Raw genomic sequence first — 26456 nt, 5'->3', positions numbered from 1 at the left:
AACGCCCGTTCTGCCTATTTGGCCTTTGCCTGCGCAGGAGCCGCTCCGACCGCTGCCGGATCATGGTTGTAGTACTCATAAGCTGACATAGGCTTGCCGTAATCAAGCTTCCATGGCCGTTTGTCGGCGTTCATCTTTCCCAGTACTCGCGCCATCTCCCGGATGTGCGTCGCCACGGCGCCGCAGCAGGCACCGATGTAGTTCACCCCGATTCGCTTCGCACGCTCGGCATAGTCCGCCATGTCTTTGCGGCTAAGTTGCAGATGATCGAGTTCGAAGGGAAATTCAGGGAGGCTGGTGAAGTCGGGATGGTCCGCCGGGGTTCGATAGGCCACCGGTTGAGCAGCGATGTATGTATTGGGGACCGCACGCCGCATCTCCTCGAGCGAAGCGAGCATGTGTTCCGGGGGACGCAGACAGTTCATGCCCACGATGTCCGCACCGGCATCAACCAGCGCTTTAGCGGCGTCGGCCGCGGATTTACCTTCCGCGGTGGCATCGGTGTTTTCGAAGCAGATCGTCACCATGGTCGGCAGGCCGGTTCTTTTGGCGCGCTCCACAGCAATGAGCGCTTCCCCCAGCCAGGAGAAAGTTTCGCCGATGATGAAGTCCACACCGGCGTCTACCTGGACTCCGAGCTGCTCGTCAAAGGTGGCGCGCACTCGGTCTTTGGCCGCTGGGCTATCCGGTTCATACATCCAGGTGAGGCTCAGGTTGCCGGCGACCAGACAGTAGTCTCCTGCAACTTCGCGAGCGATGCCGACGGCGGCGCGGTTCAATTCTTCCAGCCGGTTCTCCAAACCGACAGTAGCAAGCTTGTCGCGGCTGGCATAAAACGTAAGCGCCTGCAATACTTCCGCCCCCGCCTCGCGAAACTCTATGTGCAGCTGACGCAGCGCTTCCGGATGCATCAGCGCAACCTCCGGGGTAAACGGACCCGCGCGTACCCAGCCGCGCTTTTCCAACTCGAGCAGATAACCGCCATCGCCGAGGACTGGTCCTTCTTTCAACCTCTGCAGAATTCCCTTTTTCATGTGGTCTCCTGTGCTTCACCTGTTCAACGCGAAAGCAAATTCGTAAATTCAGGCGCTCGCGGCACGGAATCCCCGCTTGCGCAGGTCACGCAACACCTGAAAGGCGGCGTTGTGGCCGGGAGCGCCAGTCACGCCACCACCGGGATGAGCGCCAGCTCCGCACAAGTATAGGCCGGATATGGGCGTTCGGTATTGCGCCCACCCTGGAAGTGGCCGCATAAAGAAGAGCTGTTCCAGGTTCAAGTCGCCGTGGAATATATTGCCTTCGGTCAGACCATAAGTTCGTTCCAGGTCGAGCGGAGTTAAAACTTGCCGCGCAACAATCGCGTTCGGCACGTTGGGCGCGTACTCGGCAATTTTTTTTATCACCCGGTCGCCCAGCAATTCGCGATTTTGGTCCCACGTCCCGTGCCGCAGTTTGTACGGCACGTACTGCACGAAACAGGTCATGATGTGGCGTCCTTCCGGAGCCAATGTGTCATCCACCTGCGAGGCTACGACGCAATCGACCCAAAGTTCTTCCGGAATCTCGCCGAACTTAGAAATGTCGTAACAGCGCTCAGCGAACTCCAGCGACGGAACCAGAGTATAGAGCGCTTTTTGACCCGGAGTGGCGTCAACTGGCGTGCCGGTAAACTTCGGCTCCTCTGCCAGCACCATGTTCACCTTCGCGCATGGGCCATCCATTTTTATGCCGCGAACTGCGTCACGGAAATCCTGTGGCAGATCGCTCGCCTCAAGCATGCCCAGAAATGTCCGTTTGGGATCAGCGTTGGAGAGGACGGTGCTGGCGGTGATCTCGGTTCCATCTTCCAGAATCACTCCCCGGACCCGGCCATTGGAGACGTGAATTCGAGCCACCGGTGCGGAGGTGCGGATTTCAGCTCCGCGCTTTTTTGCCGCGGCAGCGATTGCTTGGGTAATTGCGCCCATTCCGCCGATCACGTGCCCGTAGAAGCCTTGCAGTTCAAAGTCGCCGCCGCTGAGCAGGTGGAACAGGAGGCCGAGCGCTGTGCCGGGATCATAAGGGCCACCGTGCTTGCCATAAACATTGTTGGCGAGGAAAAGTGTTTTGACCTTTTCGGACTCATACTGACGGTCGAGAAATTCGCCCAGGCTGCCGGTCAAGAACGAAACCAGTTGCGCGATTTCGTGGCCGGAGATCCCGCGAAACCGCTTGCCCACGCGCAGCAATTCCAGCCAGCCGTGCAGACCGTTGGTCTGAAAATCGGGCGGCGGCTCCAAGAAAAAGGGCTGCAAGTACCGAGCCAGTTTCTTTAGCTGATCATCCACTCGGACAAACGTTACAGCGTCGTGCGGCGATAACTTGCGCAGCTCAGCGACGGTGCGCTCGCGCTCGGCCCACCAGGGCACCAACTGGCCGTCGGGAAACGGCACTTGCAGCGCGGGATCGCAGGGGACCATTCGCAAGCCGTGCGCCGCGAGTTCGAGGTCACGGATGACCTCGGGCCGCAGCATACTGGCGATATAGGAGGTGGTTGATGCCCGGCAGCCGGGGGCGATTTCCTCGGTCACGCAGCACCCGCCAACAACTTCGCGGCGCTCCAGCACCAGGGTGGAAAGTCCTGCGCCCGCAAGATAGGCAGCAGCAGTCAGGCCGTTGTGACCTGCGCCGATGACAATCACGTCGTAGTTGTCGCGCTTGGATGCCATGGGTGCGGGCCTGTGTCACTCAAGACCACTTGAGGCAGCGGCCATAATACTGGGAGGACGTTGAATTGTCTTTCCTTCTCAGGTCTTTCGCGGCGATGGCACAGGAAGTAGAGAACGCTAAACAGGCATTACAGCCGACCTTCTCCTGGTCGTCCCCCGCCAGTAAATCAACCAGCCGACACCGAGCAGCACCGCTGTGAGTCCAACCACCTTGACTATAGCTAGAAGCTTGTTAGGTTCGTCGACGCTGGGCACAAAAGAAAGGCAGATCGTCAAAGAAGTAGTGGTGAAGCCCACGATCGATATCAAGAATGCAACGGGCTTACCACCGGGCACGCGAATGACCTCTGCGCTGGCCGGTTCACTTTGCAGCCTGAACATAGACGCGAAAAGAAAAAGATAGGGAATGAAGTAGGCAATTATCCCAAGTTGTACCAGCACATCATAAGCACCCTTAACGCTGGTGCCCGCCTGACCGAGAAAAACAAAGACCAGACCGCAGATTGCCTGAACCAAGAGGGCGACATAAGGGGTGCGCCAGCGCGAGTGAAGCCTTCCAAAAGCGGGCGGCAGAAACCGGTCAATCCCAGCAACGAATGGCAGGCGGGCTACCGCAGTCAGATAAGCGCCGGCGGCTCCGAGGTTACTCAGAGCGATGAGCACTGCTGCGACGGGAATTACCCAAAAGAATCCGATTCGGCTCGCGGTCTGGGTAAGGGCTTGTATCAAGCCTTGCAAATCGTTGACACGTTCCTTGGGCAGAGCAAGAAGCACAGATATCGTCCCCACGACATAACAGAACGTCACGATTAATCCACCAAGGAAGAGCGCCCATGGAATCGTCCGCCGGGCATCCTTGATTTCTTCGCCCATGAACGAAGCAGTTTCACAGCCGCCCATCGCAAATGTGATGGTCGCCCAAAAGATGATGTCCCTGAAGTGAGTGCTGGGAATCATGGTCGCCACGCTGAAATGGGTGGCGGAGCCGAAGCGGTACCAGGCAACCAGTCCCATAACAATGATGATCATCACTGGCAGCCACATTCCGAATGCACCGATGTTGTGCAGCCACTTGCCGACATTCAAGCCGACAATGTTCATGAGGGTGACCGTTGCCAGTGCCACGATGGAGAAAATTATGAAGAAACCTGGCCGGTCCGACAGGTGTTCCCAATGGGCACCGCGAATGTACAGTGCGTTGCTGGCAGCGAAGTACAGCACTGCAGGAAAATAGGGAAGATTGCTGGTCCAGTAGGTCCATGCGGCCATGAATCCAGAGAAGTCGCCGAATGCACGCTTGCTCCAAACGTAAAGTCCGCCCTCCTGCGGATAACGGGAAGATAGTTCGACCACCGAAAGGGCCAATGGAACGTAGAAGGCCAGCCACGCGCCAAACCAGATGACCACTGCACTTGGCCCCGCCGTGGCGGCCGTCGCAATCCACCGCAAGCTGATCCCGGTAACCACGTAAAATAGGACAAGGTCAACAAAGCCCATCGCCTTTCGCGGGGCGTGCAATCCGGCTGGAGATGTTAACGGCTTTGGTCCAGTGACAAGAGCGGTGAGAGTTCGTTCGTCTCGGCCGTTGGTTTGGCTCATTGAAAGTGAGAACCCCTGATGGAAGCCTCTCGCGCTCCAGTGAAAGCGCACAATTTTACAGCGCACGCCCCATCCCCGCGTGCTGCAGTTTGCATCTTCTTTAATATGAAAGAACGCACGCTTGCAATCCGATTGATGGGACTGGTTTTAAGTGTACTTCTCGTATTTCCGAATGGGATGATTGCCGCGGTTTCCGCGCCCGAATTGCCGGATCCCGGTTCCGTGGGTGGGATCACCAAGGACCAACAGATACAGCTCGGGCAAAAGGCCAAGGCTGATGTTTATCAGCAGATGCCGGTGCTGCCTGACTCTCACCCGGTAGTGCGGTATGTCCAGCAGCTGGGTAAAAAGCTCGAGACCGTAATTCCACCGCAGCATTCCTGGCCCTATGAATTCCACGTTATTCAGCAAAAAGAAATCAACGCGTTTGCGATTCCGGGCGGGCCAATCTTCATTAATGTGGGCACCATCACGGCTGCCGACAATGAAGCGGAACTGGCTGGGGTGATGGCCCACGAAATGTCGCACGTGTACATGCAACATTCCGTAAAAGCGATGAAGAAGCAGGGCATGGCGCAAGGTATTGCCGGCATTGTGGGTGGCATTCTTGGGTCCGTGCTGGGGGGCACAGCTGGGACACTGGCGAACATGGGCGCGCAAACTGCTGGCGGCATTCTGAGCATGAAGTACTCCCGCGAGGACGAGGCTCAAGCCGACAGCGTAGGCGCGATCATCATGTATAAGGCGGGTTACGATCCGCGCGCCATGGCGGCCTTTTTCGAGAAGCTGGAGAAGATGGGCGGGGGGTCTGGGCCGCAGTTCCTTAGTGATCATCCCAATCCAGGCAACCGCGTCCAGGCAGTGGAGAATGAGATCAAAGACTGGCCGCAAAGAAATTTCATGACGAACAGTCCTCAATTTGCCAGCGCCAAGCCGGAAGCTGCGAAAGTTAAGGCGTATACGGCGCAGGAAGTCGCAGATGGCGCGAAACAGGGCATTTGGGCAAAGCAGAACAAGCAGAGCGGAGCTACACCCGGGAACTTGCCAGCACATACCAGCCCTCAAGGCAGTGCCGGAGGCGGAACGGCAGATATCTCGAGCGTGAACTTTGATCAGGTCAAGCCTAGCGGGAAGTTTAAGCAATTCCAGGGGGACGGCCTATCGATCGACTATCCCGATAATTGGCAGGCGGGCGGAACCCTAAGCTCGGGAGGGATTACTATCGCTCCGCCGGCCGGAGTAGCACAGAACGCAATCGCTTATGGCGTGAGTATTAATGCAGCCAATGATCCCAATGCCAGCTCAATTGATCAGGCTACGCAGGACCTTATTCAGAGTCTGCAACAGTCGAACCAGGGGTTGCACGCGTCCGGCCAAGCGAGAAAAATAAAAGTCAATGGTGTGGAGGGTCGCTCCGTAAATCTTGTAGGCATTTCGCCTGTTCAGCAGAATGGTCAGCCGCTCCCAGAGCACGATTGGCTGGTTACGCTGCCCGGTCCTCAGGGCGGTTTTGTCTATGTAGTATTTGTGGCGCCGGAGAATACCTTTGGCAGATTACAATCGACATACAAGCACATGCTCAACAGCCTGCACTTGCAGTAACCCTGTTGGGTGAAGCATCGCCCGGGGGCGAAGGAGGTTATTCTGACGCTCAGGATTGTTGGGCTCGCGCTTATCATCTTTGTGCTAGCACTCGCCGCAAGCGCACAGGTTCCAACCAGCGGCAATGTGTTCGTGGGGTACTCGTATGTTCACACAGACCTCGGTGCCCCCAAGCCCAATCCAGATGCAGGCCTAATCACCATTGACAATCCCACAGGCCTGAACGGCTGGCACGCGTCTTTAGAAGGAAAGGTCCTGCCACACGTGGGCTTGGTGGCCGATGTTAGCGGTCAGTATGGCTCACAGACTTTTACGCATAGCTGCGGGTTCATCTTGCCTTGCATTCGCACCCGGGGAACGGCAGATACGAATTTCCACAATTTTCTCTTTGGGCCAAGGATCTCGGCTTCTGTGGGAAAATTCACCCCTTTCGCCCATGCTATGCTCGGCTTTTCTCGCATAAGTGAGACCTTTAACGAGCGCACTACCACTTTTCATGTAAGCGAATTCGGATTCAGCGATGCTGTTGGCGGCGGCCTCGACTACCGGCTGATACCGGTAATCGGCTGGCGCGTGCAGGTGGATTTGCTGCAGACGCGCTCATTTAGCGATACCCAAAATAATTTTCGTTTTTCGACTGGCCCCGTCTTCCGCTTCTAAAGCACCGCCTGCTTGGGAATGCCTGGACAGCTATATGTCGGTGCGTTTTTCGCTGTGCCGGGCGATGTACCAGCAGGGGCCGTATCCAAAGTGCGGAAACAATGAACGAACACAGATCTGCTTCTCTGGCTCTTTGAAGACGTATTCAGTCTTACCATTCTTCTGATGGATAGCGTAATACGGTTCTACGCTTACCGAGCCGAAAGCTCTGCGATTCATGGCAATTCGAGATCGAACGATAAGATAGTCTCCAATGTAGAGCGTAGCAGCCACCAGCATTACCACGGCCATGATCCGCTTCATTCGTCCCGCTATTCTAGCCGCCCAAATTTGCCCACCATTAGACAATGCCTTTTCTGACCCTATTCAGAATCCATCTGCCAGCGGAAGCCCGCTCGGGGTAGAATACGCGCACCAAACGCCGCACATACTCCAGGCGCGGTTAAGGCCAGATAAATGGCCGGTGCCGGTAGGAGCGGAGGGACACAAAGCCATGTTCATTTCGCGCAGAAGCTTTCTTAGAACTGTTGGCATTGGGACCGCCACTGGGGTGGCAATGCAGTGGCCGCTGCGGGAAACATCCCAGGCTGCTCGCGTTGAACCTGCGCGAGCGACGCAGCCCGGCGGGCCAGTTCGTCTGGATAGCAACGAGAATGCTTATGGTCCTTCTGCGAAGACCATGGCCGCGATGCGGATCGCGCTGGATTCCGCGAATCGCTATCCGTTTAAGCAGTACGACAAGTTGACATCGGAGATCGCCACATTTCACGGTGTAAAACCTGCGCAGGTGTTACTTGGATGTGGCTCGACAGAAATTCTCAGGGTCGCAGCTGCGGCCTTTTTAGGTAAGGGAAAGCAGCTGGTCCAGGCACTGCCCACGTTTGAAACGATAGAACAGTATGCCCGCTCCAGCGGTTCCGAGGTGGTCTCGGTCCCATTAACCAAAGATTTTGCTCACGATCTCGATGGAATGCTGGCACACGCCGGCGCCATGCCGTCGTTTGTGTATATCTGCAATCCAAATAATCCCACGGCTTCTATCACGCCGCGCGCCGACCTCGAGAGTTTTGTGGCCAAACTTCCGGCTTCATCCTACGTGTTGATAGACGAGGCGTATCACCATTTCGCCGGAGGGCCGCCCTCCTATGTTTCGTTTCTCGATCGCCCAGTGAGTGACGAGCGCCTGATCATAATGCGGACATTCTCGAAGGTGTATGGCCTGGCAGGGATGCGGCTCGGTTACGCGATCGCTTCTCCAACCCTCATCGAGCGCATGCGTCCGTTTATTACCGGGATTAATGTGAATGGAATCGTGATGCCGGCGGCACTCGCGGCCATGCATGACACCGAGGCGGTGGCTGATTCTGTGAAGAAGAATGCCAATGTCCGCCAGGAGTTCTTCAATCAAGCTGCATCGCGACACTTGACACCTATTGAGTCACATACAAACTTTGTGATGATGGAGACACACCGCCCAGCCCGGGAGGTGATCGAACATTTCCGCAACAACAATGTTTGGATCGGGCGCCCCTTCCCTGCCTTCCCAACCCACGCGCGCGTGTCTTTTGGGACTCCGGATGAGATGCAGGCTTTCTGGCGTGTCTGGGACCTTGCGCCGTTCGCGAAAATGACCGCGACCCAGTAGCGTCTCAACTCATCCACATAATATGAGGTCAACTTGTCGTCTCCCGTAGCGACCCCCGATAAAGGCTCGGCCAAAAAAGCGCCCATGCAACAGCTGAAGACGGTCTGGCCGGACTTGTGGGCGTTGATTTATCCCCGCCGCGGCTTGCTGGCGCTTGGGCTGATACTCATGGCAATCAATCGGGTTTCCGGATTGGTGCTTCCCGCCTCCACGAAATTCCTGGTTGACGACATCATTGTTAAACGACATACGCAACTGCTTCTACCTCTGTTGGGAGCGGTCCTTGCCGCTACGCTGATTCAGGGCGCAACGTCGTTCGGTCTAACCCAATTGCTCTCCAAAGAGGCGCAACGTTTAATCACTGAGTTACGGCAGAAGGTGCAGGTCCACGTTGGCCATTTACCCGTGGCCTACTACGATTCCAACAAGACGGGCACGCTGGTGGCGCGAATTATGAATGACGTTGAGGGCGTGCGTAACCTGATCGGTACCGGGCTGGTGGAGTTCGCCGGCGGACTGCTCACCGCTGTAATCGCTCTGGTCGTGCTGATGCGCCTTAGTGCGTCCATGACGCTTTTTGCGTTTACCTGCCTCGTACTGTTTTCCTTTGGCCTGAAAAAGGCATTTACGACGATTCGGCCCATTTTCCGCGAGCGCAGCAAGATCAATGCGGAGGTTACAGGAAGGCTGACGGAATCGCTCGGTGGCGTGCGCGTAGTGAAGGGGTATCACGCTGAGGCCCGCGAGGAGGGCGTGTTCAGCGCGGGCGTGCACCGGTTGTTGAATAACGTTCTGCGGACACTCACCGCCACTTCATTGATGAGCCTATCTTCAGCAATGCTGATAGGCATCGTCGGCGCCGTGGTCATGTATATGGGCGCACGGCAAATCATCGCCGGCAAGCTGACCCTTGGCGGCTTTTTCACGTACACCATGTTTCTGGGATACCTGGTGGCGCCGATTTTTCAGGTGGTAAATATCGGGACGCAGATCACTGAGGCAATTGCCGGCCTGGAGCGCACTCACGAAGTCCTGTCCGAACCTCCGGAAGACCAAGACCCAGAACGCAAAATTCAGCTTCATGAAAATAACGGAGCAATCCGTTTCGAGAATGTGGATTTTGCCTACGATCCCGACAAGCCGGTGTTGAAAGACGTCAGCTTTGACGCCAAACCTGGCACGGTGACGGCGCTAGTCGGGTCATCGGGTTCCGGCAAGTCCACCATCATTGGCCTCATCGCCGCGTTCTACAAGCCAGTAGCGGGTCGCATACTGATTGATGGAATTGACCTCAATCACGTACGACTGGATTCTTACCGAGAGGCTCTAGGGGTCGTGCTGCAGGAATCGTTTCTGTTCGACGGCACGATCCGGGAGAACGTGGCATTTTCTCGTCCGAATGCCCGCGAAGAAGAAATCCGACGCGTCTGCCGCATCGCTCGCGTGGATGAGTTTGCGGAGAAGTTCGCCACCGGCTACGACACGATCGTTGGCGAGAGAGGTGTGAAGCTCTCAGGCGGACAGCGGCAACGCATCTCGATAGCTCGTGCGATTCTTGCCGATCCGAGAATTTTGATTCTCGATGAAGCCACGTCAAGCCTGGATTCGGAATCGGAAGCACTGATTCAGCAGGGACTGTCTTATCTGATGGCTGGGCGCACGACTTTTGTAATCGCGCACCGCCTGAGTACTATCCGTCGTGCGGACCAGATCCTGGTCGTCGAGGCCGGTGAAATTGTTGAACGCGGAACGCACCAGGAACTATATGCCGCCCGCGGCCGCTACTACGATTTATACACTCGGCAGCACGGGTTGGAGACCAATCTGTTTCTGGCCCCGGGCGAAGGCGATTTTCTGGCGGAGAAAGAGGACGCCAGCGCCGACAACAAAGAACCTGCCATACCCGATCCGGTGGACCTGATTCGCGGGGTGTAAGTAGGTGCCCGCCCTATTATGAACCGTGTGGCCCGGCTTGGCCTCCTTGACCAGCAGGCCAATCGATCTTAGTATCCTAAGAGTGGCCAGATCGTCGGTAGCCCGAGTAGCGCTCCCTACAGCAGGCGAGCTTAAGCTCTTAGAAATTCTTTGGCGTATTGGGGAAGGCACAATTGAGGACGTGCTTGATGCCTCTGGGGAAAAACCCCCGCCCAATTACAAGACGACCCAGACTCTTTTGCGCATCATGGAGCAAAAGAAACTGGTGAACCACAGGCCCCAGGGCAGGGCATTTTTATTCCGCGCGCGAGTGAGCCGGGAACAAATCACTCGGGTCTCGGTGAGGAATTTACTGGGTCGTTTCTTTGGCGGCTCGGGGGCCGAACTGGTGGTGAACCTTCTGGAGGAAGAGCACATCAGGCCCGCGGAATTGGAGGAGCTGGAACAATTGATCCGGAGGCGACGCAGAGGTAGGACGTAGAGGTGGAGTGCCCAGTGAGTGGCTGGGCGATACCTCAGAGCAGAGCTGAAAGCGGAAGCGAGGTCTTATGCATACCCACTTCACCGTGTGGTCAGGCAGCGCCAGCCTGACGTATCTCCTGCAGGTGCTTGGCTTATATGTGCTGGTACGCACGTTGTGCTGGTTCTCTTCAAGCGCGCATCTCCGGTTCCGGCTGTGGGCGGCATTCCTCGGAGTGACGGTTCTCTTATGGCTCGAGCCTCTTTTCCACCTGCGTGTTTTAGCCACTATTACGGCTCTAACTGACAGCGTGTTCCCTCTCCACGCAAGCTCTGCCATGCTCCCAGCCGACACCCCCATGCAGCAGTCGTGGGAGATTCCGCCCTTTTCTGCGCCTCTTCTTAACTCCATTGCTTTCTGGTTGACTCGGGTTTACTTCCTGGTAGTCGCAGGGTTGTTGTTGCAAACCGGTGCGCGATCGGTTCGACTGAAGCGCCTTATTGCCCGCGCCCGCCCGGCATCGCCCGATGTGGAGGCCGTGTTTCAGCGGATGAGCGCCGAGGCCGGCGTCAAATCTTGCGCTTTAGGAATCCTTCCTGGCCTGCGGTCTCCCGCAACGGCGGGCTGGTGGAGGCCGCGAGTGCTGCTTCCGGAAGAACTCCTTCCCCAAATTGCAGTTGACGAGCTGTCGGACATTTTGCGGCACGAACTCATTCACGTTCGCAGGCGGGACTATTTGTGGGACAGACTTGCTTCTCTGAGCTGTCAGATCATGTTCTTTAACCCCGCGGTTTGGATTGCGTACCGCCGTCTTTGCTGGGAACGAGAGCTCCTGTGTGACCAGGGGGTAGTGGAGGCGCGGAAAGAGCGCCGTCTTGATTACGCCGATTGCCTGGCCAAGTTGGCTCGCTGGTGGTTTCTGGGTAGCCAGGACGCCAAGGCGATTGATTTCGCTTCTTCAGCTTCCTTGATTGCAACTCGAGTGCGGGCGCTGTTACACGAACCGGTAAGGTATTCAAGGATGCGATCGGCTATAACCGCGATGTGTACGCTGTCGGTGTTCGCCTGTGGTCTATGGATGCTGCCCAGTATCGGTATCAGTCTCGGCTGGCCCATGGGAGGGGAAAGCAGGCCAAAGAATTCCACGACACGACTGCGAGCGTCGAGTGTTGCACATCGCGGCAAGATCCGGCACATCGCACATTCGTCAGCGACAGCTCCGTCAATAGGAATGGCCATAAAAGGGTCACCATCACTTAACACAAGCGATTTAAAGTGGCCCTCCACACATTATTTGCCTGCCCCTCCCGAGGATTCTCTCTCAGCGAGTGGGGAGCGGCGGGTTGAGGATAGCGAAGAAAGCGCTACACACGCCGCGGCGGATACAACTTCGGAAGGCACCAACCGGCATGGTGGATGGGACGAGTCTCCGAGTTCGCTGCCCCGTGCTGCAACTGCGCCGAGTTGGGAAAGCGTCGCAATCCGGGCCGTCATAACCGGAATTGGGTTGGCCCAGAGTGGCGCCGGTCCAGGCTCCGGCGAAGGACCGGAAACCAAAGACGGAAAATAACGCAACCGCCTATCTCCCAGACTTTTTCTCGAAATTCGCCAATCTAAGTTGAACAACTGGACTCGCCGAACCTTTCGGGCGCAGCCTCCCTACGGCATTCTGCTTACGTGCAACAAACCAAGTTGTGTCGATTCTTAGTCTTAGCCAATTAAGAGCAAATGCAGGGCCACAAAATTACTGGGTACTCTGGTTTCTTCTTGACACTTCGTCTTAATCAATTAAGACTTCAACCATACAGCAGCTATTTCAAACACAGGAGGTTTAACAATGTTGAGACTACCACTACTTACTTTGGGCTTGTTGTTCGCGGTAACGCTCTTTTCCGGAGCATGGAAGAAGCCGCTGCATCAACTGTCCTCACACGCTGGAACTACTTCATCCATTGTCCAGGTAGCCGACGATGAGGGTGGCAGCTCCGACACGCCCGGTGTTGATCCTGACACCGTGGAGCAGGGGCCCGATGGCGACGGCAACGTCGAAGGTTAGACCTTCGCGTCATCCACTCTCACGTCCCGTAACTTAGGACAAGTCGAGTGCCGTCCCCTTGGCCGAGTCGGGCTGAACGGGCGGCACTCGATTTTCTTTCGCGTTGTTTGTTCGGAAGTTCCTTCGCCGCTCGCGGTTAACTCTACCCAGGAGCGGATGAGAAAGGAAAACAATGAACCAGATTGGCCGTTACATCGCTCTGGTCCTTATCTCGACCACGGCTTGCGTGTGTCCAGCACAAAATATTGCTGAGGTCGCGGGAACTGTAGAGGACCAAAGCGGGGCTGTGATTCCCTCCTCGAAGGTGACCCTGACAAGCAGGATGACACAACGATCGCTTCATACCCTTACAGACGAGGAAGGGCGTTTTTTATTTAGAAATGTGGAAGCGGGGCCCTATTCAATCAAAGCCACAGGCGAAGGCCTTCAGAGTCCAGATCTGGCTGTGATCGTCCGTAACACTTCCGTCGAACTGAAAATCACCGCGCGAATTACGACGGGAGAGCAAATCACAGTATCCAGCAGTGCAATTGATCGTGTCTCACCCGAAGGCAACGCAAGTGCGGTGACGGTAAACGATAATTTTCTGCGCGCGCTTCCGACCGACAGTCAGAACCTGCTGCCGCTGCTGAACAACTTCATCGTACCGGCCGCAACAGCCACGGCTGGACCCTCGATCGTTGTAGACGGTCTGGAGGCAGATCAACTGGACGACGTTCCGGCATACGCAATCAAGCGCATGATCATTGACAGGAATCCCTATTCGGCCGAATACCGCCGTCCGGGCACGGCCCGGGTTGAGATCACAACCAAGACGGGCTCACAGAAGCTGTTTCACGGGAATCTTGCCCTGTTTGGGCGAAATTCAATATTTGACTCCCGAAACGCATTGGCCCGAATCAAGCCTGATCTGAACCGGCGTCTGTGGGAAGCCAGCTTCAGCGGGCCTTTCGCTGTGAGGCACTCTTCGTTTTTCGTTTCCGGCCAGCATTTCGGAGATCAGGAGACCGCGGTGGTAAATGCCCGCACGCTCGCCGGTCCAATTGTGGCAAACGTACCGACAAGCCAAAAATGGACAACTCTATTGGGACGAGTTGATTTTTACTCTAATCCAGGCCGCACTTTGTCGTTCTTGTATGGCTTCAACGACAAACATGAAATGAATCACGGGATCGGCGGGCTCAGTCTTCCGTCGCAAGGCATCGCTACACGATTGCGCTCAAATCGTATTCAAGCCACGTATCAGCAGGCGTTGTCACCGAATTTCTTGAACACGGTTCGATTCATGGCACGCAAGGAAATGGATCAAAGCGGGTCTCCACCGGATGCGGCAAAAATTGTTGTGAACGGCGCATTTATCGGAGGGTCTGCGCAGACGGCGACTCTTGCCCATGAAAATATCCTGCAAGTCGAGGATGTTGCGGCTTACAGTCACGGCCGTCACACATTTCGCTTCGGTGCAACCGACTGGACGCGGATGGTGCATGGCAGCGACTGGTCAAATTTTGGGGGGACCTTTCAGTTTGCAGACCTGAACCATTTTGCTCAGGGACTACCTTATGTTTTCATCATTAATCAGGGCGAGCCGCAGCTTTCCTTCCGCGTACAGATAGTCAGCGGATTTTTGCAGGATGAGATTAAGCTGCGGCCCAACCTCAACGTGGCTCTCGGCCTGCGTTATGACTGGCAATCGAACCTCGATCGCCGAAGTGAGTTTGCGCCACGTATTTCCGTCGCATACGCTCCGGGCGATCAGAAGACAGTTTTCCGCGCCGGAGCAGGAATTTTTTACGAGTACCTACCGCAAATAGCTGTCTGGCGCACAGCGCTTTTCGAAGGTCTTCGACAAAGCCAGTTGGTGATCCCGAATCCCTCTTTCCATGGTTTGCCGGTCTCTGGTACCGCTCCGCCCAGTATCTTCCGACTGGCGCCCGATTTGACGGCGCCTTACGTCTTACAGAGCAGCCTCGGGATTGAGCGCCAACTGGGAAAACAAATGGTGCTGACCGTAGAAGGCCACTTTCTTCGCGGAGTCCATCTCTTCAGAACACTCGACATTAACGCACCGCTGCCCCAAACCGGCGTGCGCCCGATGGCGAATTTTCTTAACCTGGACCAGATCGAATCAACCGCGATGATGCGAAGCGCAGGCCTGAGCGTGAGTTTTCGGGGGCGGGTAGGAAGACGTGCTTACCTGATGGCACAATACAATCTATCCCACACGACTAACGACACCAGCGGGATCTTCAGCCTGCCGGCAAACAATTACGATTTGCGGGCGGAACGAGGCCGTGCCGATTTTGATCGCCGGCATCGTTTCAGCTTGACCGGCGTGGTGAATTTGCCGGGCTCTACAAGAGTAGGAACGGTGCTTGCTCTTTCTAGTGGCGCTCCATTTGACATCACCACCGGCTTCGATACGAACGGCGACACGGTGGCAAATGACCGCCCGTGGGGAATTACGCGTAATCAAGGGCAAGGGACCGGAACTGTGCAGCTTGATCTGCGCTTCACAAAATTATTTCGCGTTCCTCGAGCGCTGAGCCGCGAGGGACATGCGGACAATTGTGAATTAAACGCGGACTTTTTCAATGCAATTAATCATGCCAATTTCAGCAACTTCATCGGGGTACAGAGTTCTCCCTTTTTCGGACTTCCATCTACGGCACTGCCGGGGAGAACAGTGCAGCTATCTGTGAGATACCGTTTCTAGTGTTGATTACTCTTTGGCCCTGTGGCGGTTTTTATGATGAAAGGAGAGCCACTGCCGCTAACCCGCAGAGGACACCGAGGCCTTGCAGTAAGGTCACTGTTTCGTGCAGCAGCAAGGGGGCGACCAGGACAACTACGATGGGATACATTGCCGTGAAAGGCGCTACTACCGAAGCTTTCCCGCCACTATGCATCGCCTCCAGCAGCGCCCACGCGCCCAGGGAATTCAGTAGCCCACCCAGCACGCCGAGAACGGCAGCATAAAAGGAAACTTCGAGCGCCGCCTTTCCCGGAAAAATCAAGGGTTGAAACAGGAGGAAGCCGACGATCAACCAGATGGTAGCCGATTCGCCAGACAGACGGTTGGTGGACAGCTTTTGCAGCAGGCCTACGACGCCCCATGAAAGCAGCACCGCCACCGAGAACCAGAACCACGGAGCTACGTGCATACGCACTCCATCTAAAGAGAGAAGATCACCATTGCCGCGACCGCAAAGCCCAGTCCCAATATCTGTTTACGGGTTAGCCGCTCGCGCAGGACGGTGATCGCCAACAGCACTGTAATCATCGGATACAGCGACGTCGCGGTGGTAATCACCGCCGTGTTCCCGCCACTGCGATAGGCAGCGACCAATGCCAGATTTCCCACACTGGAAAGCAGACCGTTCGCCACGCCATAGAAAATTCCAAGCGAATCTTTTTCCATTTGACCGCGACGCTTGATCAGGAGTGCGATGGCGACCGGAGCAGCGCCCACCGCGAAGAAAAACTGCATGGCACTGGCTGATAAATAATTGGAGCCGAGTTTTGAGCACAACGCCCATGCTCCCCACAACAGCACCGCCAGAAAGGAGCAGACAAACCACTTCTGCCTGAAATGCGAAAGCGTTTTGATAATGATTCCCGAATCAGCACTAACTGGGCGCTGGCCGGGTTCTAGTGGTTGAGTTGCACCTTCAAGCGTCATGGAATCTACTCCGCGCCTTTCATCTTGAGGACGAAACTTTGGATCTCTGAGGTGCGATGTTCCAGGTTCGCTTGCGCCTTGGCGAGAACTTCGCGGTGTCGGGCAAACATTTCTTTGGCTTCTTTTTGGCGACCAAGACGGACATATGCCTGCCCAGCTCTGTATAGCGGCTCCGGAAAGTTGGGGTCCATCGCTATAGCCTTTTCATAGCGAGCCACGGCATCAGGCAATCGTTTTTCCAATCGGGACAATTCTCCCATCTGGTAATAGACTCGCGCGTCACCTGGGTGCAAAACCGCGGCACGATCCAGCGCCGTCTTTGCTCGTTGCGCATGAGTTGTATTCTTATCGTCATCCATCTGCTTCACTAATGCGGAGCCGTAATAATACTGGACGCTGAAGCTGTCAGGCCTCTTGCCAGCAAAATAGGCCAATTTCGCAGCGACATCACCGGCTCGAGCACCTGAAAAACTGAACGCCTCGCCGAGAAAAATGTATGCCGGTTCGAACGTAGGATCCAGGTCCACTGCTTTAAGAAATGAATTGACCGCCTCTGCCGTCTTGCCACCAAGGAACTGAGATGTTCCCAGCCCTACCAAAACTTTCGCTGACTTGGGGAACCGCGCCTCTGCAGCATGAAAGACGCTTTCTGCGGGAGCGAAATTCTCATGGAGAAGAAGCTCAGCTCCGAGGTCAAATGCAAACTTGTCGCTTGCGGGAGTAAGGCGGACAGCTTCCTGATAGTGGGCAAGAGCGTCTTTGTATTCGCGCCTGGCCTCGTAAATGTCACCCAAAAGATCATGGACTTCACCTGTGTCCTTGATAGCGAGGGCGCGTTGCGCCGCTTGAAGGCTTGCAGCGAGGTCTTTGGTTTGCTCCAGCCGCAAAACAGCCAGATTGTAAAAAGCGTCGTAAGAGCCGGGGTCTTCAAGCGTGGCTTTCTGGAAAACATCTAGTGCCTGCGTGTACGCACGGTAAGACGCCAGCACTGTTCCCTCCCGCACATGGCGGACATCTGGGCTTAGATCTTGCATGCTCTTGTCCATCAATGTGACGGCATCATCAGTTCGGCCTTGTTTCAGGCGTACCAACGCCAATGCGTACAGGGACTGACGGTCATCGGGCACGAGAGCGACGGCCTTTTCCAGCACTGTGGACGCGGCAGGAATATCACCCTCATCGAAGCTGAGCGTTCCCATCAGCCTTAACCACGGCACTCCATCTTCTCCGGCTGGAAGTGCGGCCGAGCTGAGAAGGCGCAGAGCGCCTTTGCGATCACCGATTCCGGCGGTTGCCACAGCAAGCTCGTAGGTGATGGCCGCGGAATGGTCACGCCGGTATGCCCGCCCAAGCAGAGCCCGAGAATCCGCATATCGGTGGGCGCTATTGAGTAGTGCTCCCAAATTGTAGAGGGCATTCACGTCAGCCGTGTTAAGAGCAAGCGCTTGACGAAACGCAGCCTCGGCATGCTTGGCATCGCCTTGATGAAGGTAAGCCGCGCCTAAATTGTTGTATGCCTCGGGCCGGCCGGGCCGCAGACGCGCATATTTCTGAAACATGGCAAGCGACTTTTCGCCATTCCCGCCGCGGCCATAAGCTATGCCAAGAAGGTTGTAAACGTCCGGATTGCGAGAATGGGTGCCCCGGTAGTCCTCGAGCATACGAATCGCTCCGGGAATGTCACCTGACTCGAGTGCCTGCTGCGCGGAACGCAATATATTCGGCTGTTGCGCACTGCAAATACTCACCAAGCCCAGCAACAAGAACGCCAGCCCGATCCAGAGGTTCGAAAAACGCTGGAGGATTGGACGGGGATGGGCCATGAGGGCGGATAAAGAGGTTCCGCCTCGACTCTACCAGACAATTACTTAGCCTTGCGTGGGTACATGCGAAGCTTGAGGCGGTCAGTCACGTAGGCCTTCATCTCTTGCGCGCTGGCTTCAATGCTAGGCTCACGAGTGCGGTCCAGTTCCAACATTACCCATCCATTGAAGCCGATATCGCGATACAGATCAGCCAATGCAGGGAAGTTCACGACGCCCTTGCCCAGTTCAACAAAGTCCCCAGTCCCCGATTCCCCTAAGTAGCTGGGACCTGGCAGCTTGGGATCGAAATCTTTCCAGTGGCTCACAGCCAGCTTGGAAGCATAGGTCTTGACAGTCTCGACCGCATTAAGCCCCATTCCCGTGAGGTGGCCGACATCCGCGCAGAACCGTATGTACTTCGGGTTTGTCTGGTCCAGCACCTGCAACACGATTTGCTTAGGAATGTCCCTTTCGGCGTGGAAGGCGATCACGATGCCGAAGTCCTCCAGCGCGAGCCGACCTATGTTGTCCATCACGCTGATGGCGTTGCGAACGTCTTCCGGGGTCCGCTGGTAGAGTTTTCCGGGCGCAGAGGAGGGTACATCCCACCCCAAAGCGATGTATTCGGCACCCGCCGTCTGCAGAAAGCCCGCGACCGAGCGCACCTTCGATTGCATTTCCGGCAGTTTCTGGGAGTCGTGCAAAGGCAACGCCTGAAAGACGCCCGGTAGACGCACGCCAACCGCATGCGAACGCTTGCGGAAGGCGGATACATTGTTGTGGTAAGCGGAATCGAGGCGCGCTTCACCATTATCGGCCTCGGTTGCGCCGATATTTAGAGCGGCTATCGCTTGCGCGGCGTTCCAATAAGAATCGGTTGACGCAGTCTCCGTAAGCCAGGTTGTGGCCGCCATGCCGATTTTAAACTTCTGCGGCTTGGGGGCTGCGAAGGCAATTGAAGACGGAACCCCGAGGGCCAGTGCTCCTAGGGCACCTACCCTGAGAAATTCCCGCCGCTCCAAGGCGCGTCCCATGCGCTCAGAAGTAAAACTTCAGAGCGAACTGGATTTGCCGCGGTGGGCTGGCAAGGCTGGAAATGTGGCCGAAGCTTGGACTGGTTATGGTTGAGCTTGGAGGTCCAAATTGCGGCTTGTTCCAAAGATTGAAAGCCTCTACCCGGAATTGGAAGGATTTGCTCTCCGTTATGGGGAACTGCCGGAAGAGCGACATATCCCACAGCGAGACTCCAGGCGTGCGCGGGCCGGGTGTAGGACTGCAGTTTCCAAAAAAGTATTGCGCCGGCATGGCGTAAGCGTTGGGATCGAGCCAGGAATCGATTGTCTGATGGACGTGGGGGCTGGCCACGCAATTGGGACGGTTTCCTGATCCAGTTCCGCTGGTGTCAAACGGAATGCCGATCGTAACCGGCTGACCGCTGGCGTAAGTGACGATGCCATTCAGCTGCCATTGCCCAAGAATTTTGCCAGCAACACCGGAGGGGTTGAAGCTGTGCCCGGCCCCAACTGGGAGTTCGTAGGTAAAGCTGGTCACGAAGCGATGCGGCGTATCGTTGTCCCACAGCCCCCACTCCAAGTTGCGGCGATAGCGGTCCTGGATTCCACGGGTACCAGCTTCAAAATCACTGACCTGGGTCCGAGCTTTGCTCCAGGTGTATGCCATGTGGAGGGCGAGGCCCCGCGACATCTTTTTGTCAGCGCTAAGCTGAAGGGCGTTGTAGTTCGAATTGGAGGCGCTTTCCAGCCACTCAATATAGGTCGGGCCGGTGGCAGAGGGCGGAACACTTCGATCCTGGCGAAAATCCGGGAACGGGATGACTGGCGGCGATCCCGGAGTGATCAGGTTGCTCTGATTTTCATTAGTCAAGCTCCAAATATGGCGTCCCTGATTGAAAACGTAATTCGCCTCAACGACCATATTGCTCGTTAGAGAATACTGAAAACCAAAACTACCTTGATAGATGGTTGAGGGCACAAGGTTGGGGTCAATGGCACGGATGAAAAGCTGACTGGCCTGGTCGAGGTTATTGATATCAACCGGTGTCAGGAAATTTGCCGGGAAGCCGTTCTTAAGAAACATGGCCGGAGCTTCGCTTTGCGAGCGGCTCTGTTCAACGTCAGCCAGAAATGGCGGGTTTAACGCCAGCTGGCTCTCACTTCCGTAGCGGTAATAGTTCTCAAAATAAACCCCGGCTCCTGCGCGCCATACCAGCTTGGGTGTAATTGCGTAAGAGAGGCCGACCCGCGGTGCGAAATTATGCCGCTGAGGGTGAACTGTGGTCCTTTCGAATGTGCCAGAGGCATTGGATGGGATGGTGAAGAGTCCTCCCTGTCCGCCCCGCAGTTTCGGGTCGAAGTTGGTGGCGTGGTTGTCACGTTCGAACAGCGGGCTTGCATATTCGTAGCGGACGCCGTAATTGATAGTCAGGTGGTGACTGGTGCGCCAATTGTCTCCCACAAACCAGTTAAGACCGTTTCTGTAGATGTGAGCAATATTCAGGTTTTCGAGAGCGTCATACTGCGGCAATCCGAGCAGAAAATCGGTAATGCCTTGCCCCGTGTACTGACTGCTGAAATTGAAGGCGCCACGGTTGCAGCACAGATCGAGAAAGTTAACCGAATCCCGCCGCCACTCAACTCCCATCTTGAGGGTGTGACTGCCCTTGATGTAGGTAACCGCGTCTCTAAGCTGCCAAATCTGGGCGAACTGATTCTGCGGCAGCCAGCGAGGGCTTCCCAGCTGCGAGAACCCAGCGATATCAAATTCCGGCAAGCCGCCAGTTATGGATGAGCCGAAATCCGGAATACCCGTCAGCCCGAATTGACTGTAAACGTTTTTGCCAAGAGGAGCTTGCTGCGAGTGCGAAGCCGCGCGATTGAACGTAAAGTGGGCGTCATTGACGAGCGATGAATTAAGTATGTGCACCCAAGCCGCGGTTACGCTGGTTCCGCGGTCGAGATTTCGTCCCTGAGTCGAATCCGAGGTGCCATCCGCGATGGGGTTCACCTCGGTAAAGATGCCGGGCCGGAACAAGCGCAAGTCGTAGAGGATGAAATGCCCGTAAACATTGTCCGAATTGCTGATGCGATGGTCTATACGCCCACCGACCTCATCAGAGTTGCGCGATACCTTCGGGCTGGCGACATAATTGTTCCCAGAGAATCCTCCCACCACCCCTTCTTGCGCGCGATTCGTATTGGGCAGGGGGTAGAGATTGAAGAGCTTGAGTGCGACGGGGTCAATGCAGCTCGGCTGGACAATGCCCGCATTGATACACCCGGAAAACGCTGCCAATGGCGCGATTGAAGGCGAGGTGGGAGCTGGCCCGAGTTCGTTGAAGTTTCCCTGGCGCATCAGAGGAGTGGGAACCGTGCCGACCAGAGTGGTTCCCTGCCGGATTCGGGTTCCCTCCCAGTTGCCAAAAAAGAAAGTCTTGTCCTTTCGAATGGGACCGCCAATTGTGACGCCAAACTGATTCTGCTGGAAGGAAGCTCTGGGCTGGTTGGCGCGGTTCAAAAAGTAGTCGTTGGCATCGAGTTTGTCGTTGCGGAGAAACTCATAAACATCGCCATGAATCTTGTTTGTGCCCGACTTCAGCGACGCATTAATAACACCACCGGCGCTGCGCCCGTATTCCACGTCGTAGTCGCGGGTTTGCAATTTGAATTCGGCCAGCGAATCAACTGCCGGCTGGACGGTCTGGGCGCTCTGGTCCTGCAGATTCGTGGTGAAAGAATTATTGTCGGCGCCATCAATAACGTAATTATTTTGCGTTGAACTGTTCCCGTTGACGCTGAAAACGCCTTCCGCACGCTGCTGGAAGGAAGCGCTGGGGATATTCACTCCGGCGGTGAGCAATGAAAGCTGGTCGTAGCGACGTCCGTTCAGCGGCAAATCGCGAACTTGTTGCGCGTCCACCACGTGTCCTACGTCCGCCGTCTGTGTATCGAGTAGCGGCGCCGCGGTAGTGACTTCGATTTTCTCTTCCGCCGCGCCCAGCTGCATTTGCACATCCAGCTGTTTGCGGTCCTGCACATTCAGCACGATGTTGCTGATGTTGGATTTCTTGAACCCGGAAGCATCCACGGACATGGTATAGCTGCCGACTCTGAGATACGGAAATACATAGTTACCGTCGGAACTCGCGGTAACGGTCTGCGTCTCTCCGGTAGCTTGGTTGGTGACGGCAACTTTGGCACTGGGAATCACGGCGCCGCTAGGGTCCTTAACTGTACCCACGATGCTGGCAGTGTCAATTTGCGCGATCAAAATACCGGTGAGGACCAACACTGACAATGCGACAGCCAGGAACTTACGAAGACGTATGTAATCGAAAATCCGCATTGCGCGCCCCTCTTTCTTCACCTGAATGGTGGCCAACATCGCAGCTGCCGCGAAAAACCCCTATCTTCCAAACAGGCCGGAGGAACTAACCGCTTATCTCGGATTTTGCAGCGCTGCCCACACGACAAACTATCGGCGCTTTTATACTGGCTTGTGCGGAGTTGTCAAGCATTTTTTGGTTTTACGGACTCACGCCCACTACCTACAAGGAGATTGGAGCAGGTGATTCACTGAAATCCCAAAGAAGTCCTGACAGCTAATCGGTTAGAGTGTCTGGTTCCATCCGATGATGAGGCTCGTTTCGCGCCTTAAATGCACGCGTAAGCGCGGGAAGTGTGAACAATGGGAGCGCTATACAGAATTGCGGATCTTACCTAACCGTTTTGGAGAATTTGTGGTATACATGCGGACGCTGTTACTCCGCAATTGACGAATGTACGCTGGGCCGCACAACCGGGTACGCGCCGGCTGTGCAGTCTTTGGAGGAATGAGTGTCGCACGAAATTGATCGCCGACATTTTCTGAAGTCCATCGCAGCCGGTGGAACGGTTGCATTGACCTCATGGACGGTCTCGGAAGCGCTCACCACAGAGGGTACCCTCGCCCGCGGCTGCAAAGTCTTCACTCCTCCACAGGCAGCGTTGGTTGAGGCCATCGCAGAGCAGATCGTACCCAGCGACGACTTTCCAGGCGGCAAAGGCGCTGGCGTTGTCTTTTACATCGATGGAGTCCTCGCCGGTCCATTCGGGAAATTTTACAGAGACCATTACGAGAGAGGCTTGCGCACGATAGACGAGGTCAGCCAAAAACAGCTCGGCGCCAAATTTGCTTCTCTTACATCGGCGCAGCAGACTACGTTTCTCAAAGATCTGGAATCAGGCCAGGCGGCGGGCAATGCCGGGCGGCAGTTCTTTGCGCTGATTTTGGAACACACCATGGAAGGCTACTACGGCGATCCTGAACACGGCGGCAATCGTGACGGAGCCAGCTGGAAGATGATTGGATTCGAAGGCTAGAACATGCCGAACTCCAAGGTTGACGTTGTGGTTGTGGGATCGGGAGCCGGCGGCGGCATCGTCGCCAAGGAACTTGCCGAGGCAGGATTGTCGGTGGTGGTGTTCGAGCGCGGTAAAAAATATAGCCTGGCTGATTTCAATCACGATGAGCTGAACTCGCAGTATTCAGTTCCGCCGGCATACGGGCCAAGCGTGCACCCCAATCCCAGGACTTTTCGATTTACAGACCGGGAGCCTGCCCAGATCGTCTATCCGGGAGTTGATGAGCATTACGGCAAGACCGCAGCGGCTGTGGGCGGGGGGACGCTCGCGTATGGGGCGGCGGCATGGCGCTTCAAACGTGAAGACTTCCGCATGAAGTCAACCTACGGAGCGATTCCAGGCACCACGTTAGAGGATTGGCCGATCAGCTACGACGACCTTGAGCCGTACTATGAAAAAGCAGAGTACGAGCTCGGAGTTTCCGGACTAGCTGGCGCCGACCCCTTCGCCGAGCCGCGAAAAAAGCCTTATCCCGTTGGTCCGCTGCCTATTAACCCGCAAGGCGAAATCCTCCGCGATGCCGGAAAACGGATCGGATGGCATCCATTCCCGCCGCCGTTTGCCATTCTGACCGAGGCATACCACGGTCGAAGCGCGTGCGTGCAATGCCCGTGGTGTCTGGCTCATGCGTGCGAAGTGGGCGCGAAATCAGGAACCCAGATCACCATGCTGCCGCGGGCGATTAAGACGGGGAAATGTGAACTACGCGCCAACAGTTTCGTAACTCGAATCACAACCGACGCCAAGGGGCGGCCGAATGGGGTTGAGTATTTTGACGCCCAGAAAAAAGGGCATCAACAGAATGCCGACCTAGTTATAGTAGCTTGCTCGGCGACTGAGTCCGCGAGGCTGCTTCTTAACTCCGGTAGCAAGTTTCATTCTAGCGGGTTGGGAAATTCTTCGGGACAAGTGGGGCGCAATCTCAACGATCACACCGGCGCTGACGCCTTTGGTCTTTTTGAACGAGAAATTCCTCATGGCCGCGGCCCCGGCCCGTCCATTGCGTTCAATGATTGGAACCACTCGCACGCACCCGGGATTCCCGGTGGCGGCTACATCTACAACTACTACTGCACCCTCCCTATTGAATTCGCCGATAATCGGCCGCCTGGCGAACCTATGTGGGGCAAAGCTCACAAAGAATTTCAGCGAAAGTATTTTCGTCGTTACATTCACCTGGGCAGCAACTGCCAGGCGATGCCGCAGGAAAAAAACTACGTGGACCTCGACCCGAAGGTGCGCGACGCATGGGGAATGCCGGTCGCTCGTATCACGCATTCATTGATGAAGGTTGACTATGACATTGCTGACTTCGTCATGGACAAAGAGGAACTGCTGCTGAAAGAAGCAGGCGCAATAAAGACCTGGCGTGGCAGAAACGGGAAAGGTGGCGTGGGCGACCACCAGAACGGCACTTGCCGTATGGGCAACGACGCTAAGACTTCGGTCGTCAGCCGCTACTGCCAGAGCCATGACGTGGACAACCTCTTTGTAACTGATGGCAGCGTCCTCGTGACCGACGCCGGATTTAATCCTTCGCTGACCATTCAGGCGCTGGCGTTTTGGGCCTCCGAATACATCAAGAAGCAGTGGAGCGGTGGCGCTTGGCGTAGCGGCAAGCGCTCTTAATCGCGACTTAGCATTGACGAGAAATTTAACGCAGCGTTTCTGTGCCGTGGAGGAAGGTAGATGAGCGGCTCTCACTCACTAATCGTGGCAGCGTGGTTGGGAATTTTTATATACGGCTACCTCAACGCCATGCTGGGGATTGTGCTGCCGAACCTGATGGAGAAGCTCAAGCTGGACAAAACCCAGGCAGGCAGTTTCTTCATGGCAGTTTCCATTGGCCTGATCGTTGCCTCAGTACCGTCTGGCTTAACCATGGATTTCCTGGGCACAAAATTAGTGGTATGCCTCGGCCTCCTGTTGGTCGCGATCGCATTTTGGGGACTGGGGATGATTAATTCCTCCAGGCTGCTGTATGCCTTGGCATTCGTTTTGGGGCTGGGAGGAGCGATGGTGGTCGCGGGCGAGAACACCACCATGTCGCTGGTCAACACCAGCCAGCGCGAGGTTGCTGCCAACCTATTGAACCTCTTCTTCGGAGTTGGCGCTTTCGTAGCTCCCTTTATTGTGATACCCGTCCTCAAGCGCTACGGATTCTCGGGAGTGCTTAAAGCTTCAGGTGTTTTGGCCGGCGCGGTCCTGTTGCTGCATTTGGGTCTTTCGTTCCCTGCGATCGCGGCACAAAGCTTCCCTCTGGCTCGTGCCGGCGGCCTGGTCACCGAGCCACGATTGCTGTTGCTTGTTTTCTTAATTTTCATGTATGTGGGTACTGAATTTTCAGTCTGGAGTTGGACGGTTACTTTGCTAACGACGGACCGCGGCTACGACCAAAAATCAGCGTCAAGAATAATTTCCGCTTTCGCCCTGGCCATGATCGCTGGACGATGGGCGACGCAGTGGACACTTGGGGTCTTCGGGCCGGAGCGGTTATTACTGATAAGCGCGGCCGGCTCGGTTGTCTTCCTGGCAGCAATGTTCCGCGCTCGCAAGCGAGTGTTGATTGTGGCCTCTGCGTTGGCGGCGGGCTGGTTTATGGCGCCTATCTTTCCCACAGCCTTGGGGCTGGCGGGAAGGTACTTCCCTTCGATGGTTGGAACGGCTATTAGCCTGGTCACGACTGGGGGCTGGCTGGGAGCGATTGTGATTCCGCCCGCTGTGGGATTCGTCGCTGACCGTCGCGGCGTTTCACGTGGAGTGCTGATTCCCGTGGGATCAGCCGCGCTCATGATGGCATCGCCCATTCTATTGGCAGCCACGCGCTAGCGGTTCAGCAGTATTCGGCATCCCGTCCCCGGGACGTTGCCCGCCATGCGCGGTCGCC

At 55.9% G+C, this 26456-nt stretch carries 19 protein-coding genes; 10 read left to right on the top strand and 9 right to left on the bottom strand.

The features are described 5' to 3' along the window. Positions 1-14: 14 nt before the first annotated feature. The 3 genes from VFA76_06265 to VFA76_06255 all read right to left on the bottom strand — a co-directional run bounded on the left by VFA76_06265 (position 15) and on the right by VFA76_06255 (position 4226). On the bottom strand, positions 15-1034 hold the full coding sequence (locus VFA76_06265) for a homocysteine S-methyltransferase family protein (GenBank protein ID HZR31439.1): 1020 nt from the start codon (positions 1032-1034) through the stop codon (positions 15-17). 48 nt (positions 1035-1082) lie between these two features. Continuing rightward, a complete protein-coding gene (locus VFA76_06260) occupies positions 1083-2708 on the bottom strand; it encodes an NAD(P)/FAD-dependent oxidoreductase (protein HZR31438.1) in 1626 nt (541 codons plus the stop codon). 117 nt (positions 2709-2825) lie between these two features. Then, complete coding sequence (locus VFA76_06255) at positions 2826-4226, bottom strand: APC family permease (protein HZR31437.1); 1401 nt, start codon at positions 4224-4226, stop codon at positions 2826-2828. Between the two features lie 186 nt (positions 4227-4412). On the opposite strand from VFA76_06255, the gene VFA76_06250 reads away from it, so the two are divergent. Both VFA76_06250 and VFA76_06245 read left to right on the top strand, forming a co-directional pair. Then, positions 4413-5909, top strand: coding sequence for a M48 family metallopeptidase (locus VFA76_06250; protein ID HZR31436.1), 1497 nt, complete (start codon positions 4413-4415; stop codon positions 5907-5909). Positions 5910-5918: 9 nt separating this feature from the next. Next, on the top strand, positions 5919-6569 hold the full coding sequence (locus VFA76_06245) for a hypothetical protein (protein HZR31435.1): 651 nt from the start codon (positions 5919-5921) through the stop codon (positions 6567-6569). Between the two features lie 30 nt (positions 6570-6599). On the opposite strand, the gene VFA76_06240 is transcribed toward VFA76_06245, so the two are convergent. Continuing rightward, positions 6600-6872, bottom strand: a complete 273-nt coding sequence (locus VFA76_06240; GenBank protein HZR31434.1) for a hypothetical protein — start codon at positions 6870-6872, stop codon at positions 6600-6602. Between the two features lie 190 nt (positions 6873-7062). Here VFA76_06240 and VFA76_06235 point away from each other — a divergent pair, with 190 nt between their 5' ends. The 5 genes from VFA76_06235 to VFA76_06215 all read left to right on the top strand — a co-directional run bounded on the left by VFA76_06235 (position 7063) and on the right by VFA76_06215 (position 15378). Continuing rightward, positions 7063-8214: an aminotransferase class I/II-fold pyridoxal phosphate-dependent enzyme gene (locus tag VFA76_06235; protein HZR31433.1), complete on the top strand. Its 1152-nt coding sequence runs from the start codon at positions 7063-7065 to the stop codon at positions 8212-8214. Between the two features lie 84 nt (positions 8215-8298). After that, positions 8299-10149 carry an ABC transporter ATP-binding protein gene (locus tag VFA76_06230; GenBank protein HZR31432.1) on the top strand — a complete coding sequence of 617 codons (1851 nt, stop codon included), beginning with the start codon at positions 8299-8301 and terminating at the stop codon, positions 10147-10149. Positions 10150-10697: 548 nt separating this feature from the next. Next, positions 10698-12179 carry a M56 family metallopeptidase gene (locus VFA76_06225; protein ID HZR31431.1) on the top strand — a complete coding sequence of 494 codons (1482 nt, stop codon included), beginning with the start codon at positions 10698-10700 and terminating at the stop codon, positions 12177-12179. Between the two features lie 267 nt (positions 12180-12446). After that, a complete protein-coding gene (locus VFA76_06220; protein HZR31430.1) occupies positions 12447-12665 on the top strand; it encodes a hypothetical protein in 219 nt (72 codons plus the stop codon). Between the two features lie 172 nt (positions 12666-12837). Then, positions 12838-15378 (top strand): TonB-dependent receptor, encoded by a 2541-nt coding sequence (locus VFA76_06215; GenBank protein HZR31429.1) that lies wholly within the window; start codon positions 12838-12840, stop codon positions 15376-15378. 31 nt (positions 15379-15409) lie between these two features. Here the strand turns inward: VFA76_06215 and VFA76_06210 are convergent, their stop codons facing one another. Genes VFA76_06210 through VFA76_06190 form a run of 5 tightly spaced genes read right to left on the bottom strand, consistent with a single transcriptional unit; the run spans position 15410 to position 22550 of the window. Continuing rightward, complete coding sequence (locus VFA76_06210) at positions 15410-15826, bottom strand: EamA family transporter (protein HZR31428.1); 417 nt, start codon at positions 15824-15826, stop codon at positions 15410-15412. Between the two features lie 11 nt (positions 15827-15837). Then, on the bottom strand, positions 15838-16344 hold the full coding sequence (locus VFA76_06205; protein ID HZR31427.1) for a DMT family transporter: 507 nt from the start codon (positions 16342-16344) through the stop codon (positions 15838-15840). Positions 16345-16349: 5 nt separating this feature from the next. Beyond that, a complete protein-coding gene (locus VFA76_06200; protein HZR31426.1) occupies positions 16350-18167 on the bottom strand; it encodes a tetratricopeptide repeat protein in 1818 nt (605 codons plus the stop codon). A 41-nt stretch (positions 18168-18208) separates the two neighbouring features. Next, positions 18209-19183, bottom strand: coding sequence for a sugar phosphate isomerase/epimerase (locus tag VFA76_06195; protein ID HZR31425.1), 975 nt, complete (start codon positions 19181-19183; stop codon positions 18209-18211). Between the two features lie 4 nt (positions 19184-19187). Further along, positions 19188-22550 carry a TonB-dependent receptor gene (locus VFA76_06190; GenBank protein ID HZR31424.1) on the bottom strand — a complete coding sequence of 1121 codons (3363 nt, stop codon included), beginning with the start codon at positions 22548-22550 and terminating at the stop codon, positions 19188-19190. A 452-nt stretch (positions 22551-23002) separates the two neighbouring features. On the opposite strand from VFA76_06190, the gene VFA76_06185 reads away from it, so the two are divergent. From VFA76_06185 to VFA76_06175, 3 genes are read left to right on the top strand one after another with little or no spacing between them, the layout of a single operon-like run. Then, positions 23003-23527, top strand: coding sequence for a gluconate 2-dehydrogenase subunit 3 family protein (locus VFA76_06185; GenBank protein ID HZR31423.1), 525 nt, complete (start codon positions 23003-23005; stop codon positions 23525-23527). 3 nt (positions 23528-23530) lie between these two features. Beyond that, entirely contained in the window at positions 23531-25198 is a 1668-nt protein-coding gene (locus VFA76_06180; GenBank protein HZR31422.1) for a GMC family oxidoreductase, read from the top strand. 60 nt (positions 25199-25258) lie between these two features. Further along, positions 25259-26398: an MFS transporter gene (locus VFA76_06175; GenBank protein HZR31421.1), complete on the top strand. Its 1140-nt coding sequence runs from the start codon at positions 25259-25261 to the stop codon at positions 26396-26398. Positions 26399-26456: the final 58 nt, after the last annotated feature.

This window comes from Terriglobales bacterium, from assembly GCA_035651655.1.
In the GTDB taxonomy this organism is placed as follows: domain Bacteria; phylum Acidobacteriota; class Terriglobia; order Terriglobales; family Acidobacteriaceae; genus DASRFG01.
This window is presented reverse-complemented; position numbering and strand designations above follow the sequence as displayed.